10 protein-coding genes are annotated in these 11,046 nt (G+C 49.8%); 7 read left to right on the top strand and 3 right to left on the bottom strand.

Going from position 1 to position 11,046, the window contains the following annotated elements:
• Positions 1-1,242 (bottom strand): autotransporter-associated beta strand repeat-containing protein (locus KE671_RS15570; protein WP_349291239.1); only part of this gene is annotated, 1,242 nt, incomplete at its 3' end.
• 628 nt (positions 1,243-1,870) lie between these two features.
• Between KE671_RS15570 and KE671_RS15565 the strand changes: the two genes are divergently transcribed.
• On the top strand, positions 1,871-2,581 hold the full coding sequence (locus KE671_RS15565) for a YnfC family lipoprotein (protein WP_206163682.1): 711 nt from the start codon (positions 1,871-1,873) through the stop codon (positions 2,579-2,581).
• 16 nt (positions 2,582-2,597) lie between these two features.
• On the opposite strand, the gene speG is transcribed toward KE671_RS15565, so the two are convergent.
• Together speG and KE671_RS15555 are read right to left on the bottom strand one after the other, a co-directional pair.
• Positions 2,598-3,158 carry a spermidine N1-acetyltransferase gene (gene speG / locus KE671_RS15560; protein WP_206163681.1) on the bottom strand — a complete coding sequence of 187 codons (561 nt, stop codon included), beginning with the start codon at positions 3,156-3,158 and terminating at the stop codon, positions 2,598-2,600.
• A 34-nt stretch (positions 3,159-3,192) separates the two neighbouring features.
• Positions 3,193-3,534, bottom strand: a complete 342-nt coding sequence (locus KE671_RS15555; RefSeq protein ID WP_206163680.1) for a DUF1283 family protein — start codon at positions 3,532-3,534, stop codon at positions 3,193-3,195.
• 152 nt (positions 3,535-3,686) lie between these two features.
• Here KE671_RS15555 and KE671_RS15550 point away from each other — a divergent pair, with 152 nt between their 5' ends.
• From KE671_RS15550 to KE671_RS15525, 6 genes are all read left to right on the top strand, one after another.
• Positions 3,687-4,013, top strand: coding sequence for a YnfA family protein (locus KE671_RS15550; RefSeq protein WP_206163679.1), 327 nt, complete (start codon positions 3,687-3,689; stop codon positions 4,011-4,013).
• Between the two features lie 107 nt (positions 4,014-4,120).
• Positions 4,121-5,140, top strand: coding sequence for a Zn-dependent oxidoreductase (locus KE671_RS15545; RefSeq protein ID WP_206163678.1), 1,020 nt, complete (start codon positions 4,121-4,123; stop codon positions 5,138-5,140).
• Between the two features lie 73 nt (positions 5,141-5,213).
• Positions 5,214-6,587 (top strand): MFS transporter, encoded by a 1,374-nt coding sequence (locus KE671_RS15540; protein WP_206163677.1) that lies wholly within the window; start codon positions 5,214-5,216, stop codon positions 6,585-6,587.
• 185 nt (positions 6,588-6,772) lie between these two features.
• On the top strand, positions 6,773-7,987 hold the full coding sequence (gene rspA, locus KE671_RS15535) for a starvation-sensing protein RspA (RefSeq protein ID WP_061077459.1): 1,215 nt from the start codon (positions 6,773-6,775) through the stop codon (positions 7,985-7,987).
• Between the two features lie 58 nt (positions 7,988-8,045).
• Entirely contained in the window at positions 8,046-9,383 is a 1,338-nt protein-coding gene (locus KE671_RS15530; protein ID WP_206163676.1) for an MFS transporter, read from the top strand.
• Positions 9,384-9,564: 181 nt separating this feature from the next.
• Positions 9,565-11,031, top strand: coding sequence for a mannitol dehydrogenase family protein (locus KE671_RS15525; protein WP_206163675.1), 1,467 nt, complete (start codon positions 9,565-9,567; stop codon positions 11,029-11,031).
• The last annotated feature ends 15 nt before the right edge of the window (positions 11,032-11,046 follow it).

Raw genomic sequence — 11,046 nt, 5'->3', positions numbered from 1 at the left:
GATGGTTAACGTGGTCGGAGTAAACGCCGCTCTGACTTTTGCAGGGGAGGAGAGCGTTGCTGAACCTGCCAGATCCAGCGAATTCAGTGTTTGTGAATAACCATTAAGATCCAGACTGGCACCGTCGTTGACGATGTAATCTGACGCGTCGCTAAATGTATTTTCCGCGCCTGCGCGCAGCGTCCCTCGCGAGACAAGCGTGTTGCCGCTGTAGGTATTGGCCCCGGTCAGCGTGGTCACCCCTGAGCCGACGTGGTTGACTTCACCATTACCGTAAATTCGCGATGCCAGCACGAAGTCCTGACTGGAATGGTTGAAGTTCAGAATGGCGGTGTTCTGACCGCTGTTATTCATCAGATAAATTCGTGACGCCTCAACGTTGCCAGCCGCCTGTTCGGTTTCTCCCTGCGCGCCACCGATATTTAAAATCCCGGTGCTGCCGTTACCATAGGCCAGGCGGATCAACGTTCCGGACTTAACGGTTGCACCATTACTGACGGTGAGAATCCCTTTGGCGGTATTATTTGCCGTTGAGAACCCGCCCAGATTAATGGCCTCAGCAATGTCAAGGGTGGAATTAGCCCCATCGACGCGGGTTTCACCAAATCCGTTTCGCGTGGAGTTATCCGTTACGCCAACGTAGCCAATACTCATGTGACTGGTCGTTGAGAGTTTACCGCCGTTGGTAATCAACAATTTACCGTGTCCCTGATCGCCGACAACGGTCCAGGAGGTTTCTATTGAAGAATTAGCGCCATCGATGTTAACCACTCCCTTGCCATCTTCATACGCTTCGCCAATACGTAAATTATCTATACCGGTTATTTTACTGCCATTAAGTACATTAAGCGTGCCGGAGCCATTACTTGTCCCAAGCTGGATATGCCAGTTATTATTTCTCCAGGTTGCGTTATTCGTTAAAGTGACGGTACCCGTCCCCGCGTCACCTATTGTAGATCCCTCGCTAACGAGGATATCCCGACCATTAATCATCAAGGTACCGACACCGCTACTCCCAACAATTACTGCGCGAACCTGATCCCAGTTACTGCCGGTATTTTCGGTTGAGGAAAGGGTGAGGGAGTCACCATTATCGATAATGAGATCGCTCGTGATATCCGTCGGCGGCGTCACGGCTAGCAGATTGATATTATCCAGATTCGCTGCGGCGGTCGTTTGTACTGCGAAAGCAATAGCGATTGCCAGCATTGATTTTGGGTGGTGCACGTTTTTAATATTCATAATTGTCTCTTCCATAAGAGAGAGCCTGGTATACGAAATGATATTTTGTAATGAAGAACAATCTCTTAGTGTATGTGATGAGCGAAATACATTTTATAAAAATAAATTATTTCTCTAAGGCGTATTTTATTTGCATGATCTGGTATTGAGAAATGGTTTTATCGACTAATTATTGCGTTCTTCAATAGGTTCTATCTATTTAATATTACTTTCATTTTCTTATATAAGATCTTAAATGTTTTTTTGCCAGAAACGTATCTTATTAAGGACGTTTAAAATATTAGGAATTGTGCAAATAATTATCCTTATACAAGGGGATAATATGCGTGAAGGATGAGTGATTTTAATTATAAAGAGAATGACTCACTGACTCGTCATTTGTTACGACATCATTGCTTAAATGCGCTGATCGTGATGATTTGGGAGTTTTTCGAAAATCTAATTGATGATAATTTGATTTCGATCAAGTAGCGCATTTGAGATAAGTAAATTCTGGGGGCATGTTACTCAGAATTTTTCCGCCAGACGTGATGTCCCGTTGGTTTCTACTGTTTTTTCGCTTTGCTGGAGTGTAAACGCCAGTCTTTGCTACTATGACTGAAGATCATCCTTTTCTCTCGGGGAACCTGTGAAAAAGCAGATATTTCTTTTTGCACTCTGTACTGCGCTGATGGGGTGTGACAACAGCACGGTGCCGCTCTCTTTTACGCCGGAAATGGCCAGCTTTTCTAATGAATTTGACTTTGATCCCTTACGCGGGCCGGTAAAAGACTTTAGCCAGACATTGCTAAATGAGAAGGGGGAAGTGGCTAAGCGCGTCAACGGTACGCTGTCTGAAGAAGGTTGTTTTGACTCGCTTGAGTTGCACGATCTCGAAAACAATACCGGCGTGGCGCTGGTACTGGATGCAAATTTTTATCGTGACGCCGAAACGCTGGAGAAAAAAGTACGCTTGCAGGGAAAATGTCAGCTTGCGGAACTGCCGTCGGCGGGAGTGGTCTGGGATACCGATGATAACGGCTTTGTGATTGCCGCGACGGGAAAAGAGATGAAAGTCCAGTATCGCTATGATGCGGAAGGGTATCCGATCGGCAAGACCACGGTCAGTAAGGACCAGACGTTATCCGTCAGCGCGAAACCCTCGACCGATCCGCTCAAGAAGATGGACTACACGGCGGTGAGTTTGCTTAACAATCACCCTTTGGGGAACGTTAAGCAAACCTGCGACTATGACCGTCATGCCAACCCCACGGACTGTACGCTAGTGATCGTTGATGAAAGCGTTAAACCCGCGGTCACGCACAGCTACACGATCAAAAATACCATCGATTACTATTGAGAGAACCGCGCAGCGATTACTGCGCGGTCGGTTTGAGCATTGTCGCGCCAGGCGTCTTATGCTCCGCCAGGTACTGATGCTGGAAGATACACATCCTAATCGTATTGCGGTATTCACCGTTAATAAAGAATTCATGAATCAGCTCGCCTTCGACCATAAAACCCAGTTTACGGTAGATGTGGATCGCCTTTTCGTTCTCTTTATCAACAATGAGGTACAGCTTATAGAGGTTAAGTACGGTAAATCCGTAGTCCATCGCCAGTTTAGCGGCTCGTGAAGCGAGGCCCTTTCCCTGATATTCCGGGGAAATAATGATCTGAAATTCAGCCCGACGGTGAACATGGTTAATCTCAACCAGTTCAACCAGACCCGCTTTTTCACCATCGCATTCCACGACGAAACGACGCTCGCTTTGATCGTGAATGTGCTTATCGTAGAGATCGGACAACTCAACGAACGCTTCGTAAGGCTCTTCAAACCAGTAGCGCATCACGCTGGCATTGTTGTCGAGTTGATGGACAAAACGTAAATCTTCACGCTCCAGCGGGCGCAGCTTGACACTGAGGGCGCTTGTCATACCAAATCCTTAACGTCTCGTTTATTTCTCTGTATCAGGGAGCAATGACGCGACCGGTGCGACGATCCAGACAGCGCAGGGTGTTCGGTTCCCAGTACGCATTCAGATTGGCACTCTGCTCGCAGCTATCGCGGTTATCAAAAGCGGCATCCGCTTTATCCCACTCTTTTTCCGCGCGCTTGTTAATTTTCTGACGCAGGCTACGCGTGTCATCCCATTGCTCTTTTTGCATGGCTGCCTGCTGACGGCTCAGGGCGCTGTCACCGGATTCGATCACCAGTCGACTGGTCTCAGCCTGCGCGGTCGCGGTGTAGACGACAGCGCCCAGCAGCAGCATTGCCGTCAGGCACAGGCGTTTGCGAAGCGTAATGTTCATGGCAAGTTCCTTTTATGAGCGACGCAAAAAGCATCATTAGCAGCCAAATTCTACACCATTCCTTGCGCAGGGCATACCCGCCGGAAGGTTATGGATAAGATCGGCGAATTATGACGTAATATGCCTGAACCACAGGTCAATGAACGATTCAGATGCTTAAAACCACGCTGCTTTTTTTTGCCACCGCGCTTTGCGAAATCATCGGCTGTTTTCTTCCCTGGCTTTGGCTGAAGCGGGGGGCTACCGCCTGGCTGCTGCTACCCGCAGGCGTTGCGCTGGCGTTATTTGTCTGGTTGCTGACGCTGCATCCCGCCGCCAGCGGTCGGGTGTATGCTGCGTATGGCGGGGTTTATGTTTGTACTGCGCTTATCTGGCTGCGCGTCGTGGATGGGGTAAAACTCAGCCTGTTTGACTGGAGCGGGGCGCTTATCGCGCTCTGCGGAATGCTGATCATTGTGGTGGGATGGGAACGTGGATAAGCGTCTCTTTTTTGTGATCGCCTGGTGATTTTTTGATCATTATACTTGTATGGTAGTTTTATGGAGAATAAATTTCTTGCATCACTAATTTGATGTAAGGAAAACGCATGGAAAGTATAGTGATTCAACAACCAAATAAATTATGCATTGAACAGCGCCCATTCCCTTTACCAGAACCAGGAGATGTGAGGATCAAGGTAAAAATAGCAGGAATCTGCGGTTCGGATAGTCATATATATCGTGGGCATAATCCTTTTGCGCAATATCCTCGCGTCATTGGTCACGAGTTTTATGGCATTATTGATTCAGTCGGCGAAGGGGTGGAGAATAAACGCGCTGGTGAACGTGTTGTAGTGGATCCCGTAATAAGTTGCGGTATCTGTTATCCCTGCACTGTTGGCAAACCCAATGTTTGTACCTCGTTAACGGTATTAGGTGTTCATCGAGATGGTGGCTTTAGTGAATATGTTACGGTTCCGGAAAGTAATGTTTATTGTATTCCGGATTCGATTAGCGACCGACAGGCGGTAATGGTTGAACCCTTTACGATTGCCGCGAATGTCATGGGTCAGGTTGCGCCGACGGACAATGATATAGCCTTAATTTACGGCGCCGGTCCGATGGGGTTAACCACCGTCCAGGCGCTTAAAGGGGTATATCATGTCAAAACGGTTATTGTTGCTGACCGGATTGATGCTCGCCTGGCAATGGCGAAAGCGTGCGGGGCTGATGAAACGATGAATAATGCCCACCGGTCATTAGCTGAATTTCTGGCGGAAAAGGGCATCAGACCGACGCTGATAATCGATGCAGCCTGCCATCCCGCCATCCTGTCTGAAGCCATTGGCCTGGCGTCACCTGCGGCGCGTATTGTGATAATGGGTTTCTCCAGTGACCCCTGTCAGATAATTCAACAGGGGATTACCGGAAAAGAGCTCACAATTTTCTCATCTCGACTGAACGCACATAAATTTCCAACCGTTATTGAGTGGATGCACAATAAATTAATCGACCCTGAGAAATTAATCACTCATCAGTTTGATTATCGCCAGGTCATCGACGCAATAACGCTATTCGAAACCGATCAGCAGAGCTGTTGTAAAGTATTACTAACCTTTTCCGCTTAAATTAATTCATGCGATGGATGTCTGACGATTCGGGTATTCCGTAGTACGCATTTATTCTGTAGAGACAGACAATATGAATACAACCAGGCATGAAAGAAGCACCCGGGATCTGGTGCGCGCCGCGGTTTCCGGTTGGTTAGGAACTGCATTAGAGTTTATGGACTTTCAGTTATATTCTCTGGGGGCTGCACTCGTTTTCCATGAAATATTTTTCCCGGAACAATCGGCGGCAATGGCGTTAATTCTCGCCATGGGAACTTATGGGGCAGGTTATATCGCCCGTATTATCGGCGCCTTCTTTTTTGGCAAAATGGGGGACAGGATCGGGCGTAAGAAGGTGTTGTTTATTACCATCACGTTAATGGGAATGTGTACAACCTTAATCGGTATACTTCCCACTTATGCGCAGATAGGCATTTTTGCACCCGTGCTGTTGGTGACATTACGTATTATTCAGGGACTCGGGGCCGGAGCAGAAATATCCGGAGCCGGAACCATGCTCGCAGAATATGCGCCAGTCGGTAGGCGGGGAATTATTTCATCCCTGGTCGCTATGGGAACAAACTGCGGCACGCTCAGCGCGACCGCGATTTGGGCGGTGATGTTCTTTGTACTCGATCGTGAAGACTTGCTGGCATGGGGTTGGCGTATTCCATTTCTGGCGAGCGTCGTCGTCATGATTTTTGCGATCTGGTTGCGGTTGAACCTGAAAGAAAGTCCCGTCTTCGAGCAGGTCAATGAAGGGGAGACTCCTGCGACAACCTCGCAGGAGGCGATTTCAGTGGGAACAATGTTTACCAGTAAATCTTTCTGGTTGGCAACGGGATTACGCTTTGGTCAGGCCGGTAACTCGGGGCTGATCCAGACGTTTCTTGCCGGATATCTGGTACAGACGTTGCTGTTCAATAAGGCCATCCCGACGGATGCACTGATGATAAGTTCGGTGATTGGTTTTATCACTATCCCGTTACTGGGTTGGTTATCCGACAAATTCGGTCGTCGTTTACCCTATATCGTATTGAATATCTCGGCGATTATTCTCGCATACCCAATGTTATCCATCGTGGTGGATAACACTTACCAACCGGGCGTGATTATGACGGCACTGATCGTTATTCATAACGTCGCGGTGTTGGGATTATTTGCTCTAGAAAACATTACGATGGCTGAAATATTTGGCTCACGTAATCGCTTTACCCGCATGGCGATCGCCAAAGAAGCAGGGGGACTGGTGGCGGTCGGCTTTGGACCAGTGCTGGCAGGGATTTTCTGCAACATGACAGGAAACTGGCTGCCAATTCTGGTGATGATCGTGATTTATTCCCTGATTGGTCTGCTCTCTGCATTCCTGATGCCAGAAGTGTGCGACCGCGATTTGCGGATACCTGAAGACGCCGCGCAGTCGGTGATCGGGAAACAGAATTCTGCGACGGTCGGTCGCATCTGACCTCCTTAAATGATGACGGTTCCTGTCCTCCAGGGCCGTCTTTTCACCCTTTCTGAATTCAGCATTCCATGACATATAACCCGTGAGTTTTGTGATCTGTTCAGTAAAACAGATCATTTATACTTGTATGGTAGTATGTGAATAAGTAGATTCTCACCATCACCACACAGAACCAGGAAGAAAAAATGAAGATTGTAGGGGCTGAGGTTTTTGTCACCTGTCCAGGACGTAACTTTGTCACACTGAAGATTACGACCGAGGACGGTATCACCGGTCTGGGAGACGCCACGCTGAATGGGCGTGAGCTGTCTGTCGCGTCGTACCTGAAAGATCATCTTTGCCCGCAGTTGATCGGTCGTGATGCGCACCGCATCGAAGATATCTGGCAGTTTTTTTATAAAGGCGCTTACTGGCGTCGTGGCCCGGTGACCATGTCCGCTATCTCCGCTGTCGACATGGCGCTGTGGGATATCAAAGCCAAAGCCGCCAATATGCCGCTGTATCAGTTGCTGGGTGGCGCATCGCGTGAAGGGGTGATGGTTTACTGCCATACCACTGGTCACACCGTTGATGATGTGCTCGAAGACTATGCGCGTCACAAAGAGATGGGCTTCAAGGCCATCCGTGTGCAGTGCGGCGTGCCGGGCATGAAAACCACCTACGGCATGGCAAAGGGAAAAGGGCAGGCCTATGAACCGGCGACTAAAGGGCAGTGGCCGGAAGAGCAACTGTGGTCAACCGAAAAGTATCTCGATTTCACGCCGAAACTGTTTGAGGCGGTGCGTAATAAGTTCGGCTTTAACGAGCATCTGCTACACGACATGCACCACCGTCTGACGCCAATTGAAGCGGCGCGCTTTGGTAAAAGCATTGAAGATTATCGCTTGTTCTGGATGGAAGATCCGACACCTGCGGAAAACCAGGAGTGCTTCCGCCTGATCCGTCAGCACACAGTGACGCCAATTGCCGTCGGCGAAGTCTTCAACAGCATCTGGGACTGCAAACAGCTTATCGAAGAGCAGCTTATCGATTATATCCGCACCACGATTACCCATGCGGGCGGGATCACCGGCATGCGTCGCATCGCCGACTTCGCCTCTCTTTATCAGGTGCGTACAGGTTCACACGGACCGTCCGATCTTTCTCCGGTTTGTATGGCCGCGGCGCTGCATTTTGATCTGTGGGTACCGAACTTTGGCGTTCAGGAATACATGGGCTATTCCGAGCAGATGCTGGAAGTGTTCCCGCACAACTGGACCTTTGACAACGGCTATATGCATCCGGGCGAGAAGCCAGGACTGGGTATCGAGTTCGATGAAAAACTGGCGGCGAAATATCCCTATGACCCCGCCTATCTGCCGGTTGCCCGGCTTGAAGATGGCACCTTGTGGAACTGGTAAGTTAAAATTTATACGACATGGACGTTGTTCACCTCTGAACCAACGAAGGTAATTATTTATGGTTAGTTCCGTTGATATTAAAAATGATGTTGATAGCAAACCTGTAGTTCGTCGTGTCGCATCGGCTTCAGCGATTGGTACTGCAGCTGAATACTATGACTTTTTTGCCTATGGCACCGCGGCGGTGCTGTTCTTTGGACACTTATTCTTCCCGAGTGACGATCCGTTAATCAGTACGCTGGCAGCCTTTGCCACTTATGCTGTGGGCTTCCTGGCAAGACCTTTGGGCGGAATTGTCTTTGGTCACATTGGCGACAAAGTGGGGCGTAAAAAAGCGCTGGTTATCACCATACTGATTGTCGGACTCGGGACATTCTGCATTGGCTTATTGCCAACGTATGAAAAAATCGGTGTCTGGGCGCCCGTTCTGTTGATCTTCATTCGCGTACTCCAGGGGTTTGGTGTCGGCGGAGAACAGGCCGGGGCAGTGTTAATGACGGCTGAATATGCTGAACCTAAACGTCGGGGATTCTTTGCCAGTTGGGTACAAATCGGTGCACCGGTAGGCTTTTTGCTACCGATGGCCCTGTTCGCACTGCTCAATGCCACGTTATCCCCTGAAGTAATGATGGATTATGGCTGGCGTATCCCGTTCCTGCTCAGTCTGCTGCTGGTGATTGTTGGTCTGTTTATTCGTCTGAGAATCGATGAGTCACCGGTCTTTGCTCAGATCCGTGAGACGAAGGCAGAAGAGTCCCGCCCATTAATTGAAGTCATCCGCGATTTTCCTGGCATTGTGGTGAAAGGCGTCTGCGCAAAACTGATTGAAGCCTGTACTTTTGCCATGTTCACGGTGATCGTCCTGGCGTATGGCAAAGCCAATAATCTGGATGCCAATATTTTAATGGAAACCATGATCATCGCAGTGGTGATCGAAGTCCTTGCCATCCCGATGATGGGGGCGCTTTGCGACAAAATTGGTCGTAAGCCGGTGTATATCATGGGGGCGCTGATTCAGGTCATTATGATCATTCCGTTCTTCCTGGCCATTAATCAGGACAATTTCTGGTTGACGCAACTGGTGATGATTATCGTCATTAGCTTTGGTCATAGCATGTGCTACGCGCCACAGGCATCGTTCTTCCCGGAACTGTTCCCGACGCACATTCGCTGCAGCGGTATCGCTTTAATCTGGCAATTGGGTTCACTGATTGGCAGTGGGGTACTGGGTCTGGTGGCAGTGAAGATTTTGCAGATGACCGGCGGACATTACTACGGATTAGCAAGCTACGTGATCGTTCTGGGCATCATTTCTGTTATCGGTTTGCTCATGATGCCTGAAACGGCGCCTCAGCGACTGAAGCGTGAATACCAGGATTGGCATAAGCACGATTAAAAGGATTGTCCCCAAATGGCTGCATGGATGCAGCCAACGCGCGGCCTCTGGAATTGCATCCTGTCACATAGCTTTTAAATGATGTTATACCAATTAGCAAAACATTAATTCAAATCAAAACATACAACCATACAGGCGTTACTCTGGGACTGTACTGATTTCATTCAAAATAGGTCATACAATGCAAAACAAGCTCTTAACGGCAAAAGCGACGCTGCCAGACTACGATCGTAACGCGCTGGTTCCACGTATTGTTCATCTTGGTTTTGGCGCTTTCCATCGTGCTCACCAGGGGGTCTATACCGATATCCTGGCGGCAGAGCATAACAGCGACTGGGGATACTGCGAAGTGAACCTGATTGGCGGCGAACAGCAGATCGCCGATCTCAAACAGCAGGATAATCTCTATACCGTGGCGGAAATGTCTGCCGATGCCTGGACCGCCAGAGTCGTGGGCGTGGTCAAAAAGGCGCTGCATGCGCAAGTTGATGGGCTGGAAACCGTACTGTCCGCAATGTGTGAACCTCAGGTTGCCATTGTCTCACTGACGATTACCGAGAAAGGATACTGTCATTCCCCGTCAACCGGAGAGTTAATGCTGGATCACCCGATGATCGCCGCCGATCTGCGAACACCACACCAGCCGAAATCTGCGCCAGGTGTGGTGGTTGAAGCGCTGGCGCGCCGTAAGGCGGCGGGTCTTTCCGCATTCACTGTGATGTCTTGCGACAACATGCCGGAAAACGGTCACGTCATGCGTAATGTGGTTACCGCTTACGCGCGTGCCGTGGACGCCGAACTGGCCGCGTGGATTGAACAGCACGTGACGTTCCCTTCAACCATGGTTGACCGCATTGTTCCTGCCGTCACCGCTGACACGCTGGATAAAATTGAAAACCTGACGGGGGTGCGTGACCCAGCCGGTGTGGCCTGTGAACCGTTCCGTCAGTGGGTGATCGAAGATAACTTCGTGGCGGGTCGCCCACAGTGGGAAAAGGCGGGGGCAGAACTGGTCTCGGATGTCATTCCATTCGAGGAAATGAAATTGCGTATGCTGAATGGCAGTCACTCGTTCCTCGCCTATCTGGGCTACCTCGCCGGTTATCAGCATATTAACGACTGCATGGGTGACGACAATTACCGTGTTGCCGCACGCGCGTTGATGCTGAACGAGCAAGCGCCGACGCTGAAAGTACAGGGTGTGGATCTGACCCGTTATGCCGATCTGCTCATCGAACGCTACAGCAACCCGGCATTACGTCACCGTACCTGGCAGATTGCCATGGACGGTAGTCAAAAATTACCTCAGCGGATGCTCGATTCTGTGCGCTGGCATCTGGCGCATAACAGCCGTTTTGATTTGCTGGCACTGGGCGTGGCGGGCTGGATGCGCTATGTCGGCGGTGTGGATGAGCAAGGAAATGCCATTGAAGTCAACGATCCGCTGCTGCCGTTGATCCAACAGGCGGTGCAAAACAGTGCCGAAGGTGAACGCCGTGTTGAGGCGCTGTTGGGTATCGATGCGATATTTGGTAATGAACTGCCGCAGATAACGTTGTTCACGCAGGCAGTGAAAGACGCGTATCAGACGTTACTGGCGGAAGGGGCAAAAGCCACCGTGGCAAAATATGCCAAAAAAGTGAAGTAACTGCCTCAGGACTGC

Source organism: Citrobacter amalonaticus (assembly GCF_018252635.1).
Lineage (GTDB): Bacteria > Pseudomonadota > Gammaproteobacteria > Enterobacterales > Enterobacteriaceae > Citrobacter_A > Citrobacter_A amalonaticus_E.
The sequence above is the reverse complement of the archived record's forward strand: the minus strand, read 5'-3'. Positions and strand labels throughout refer to the sequence as shown.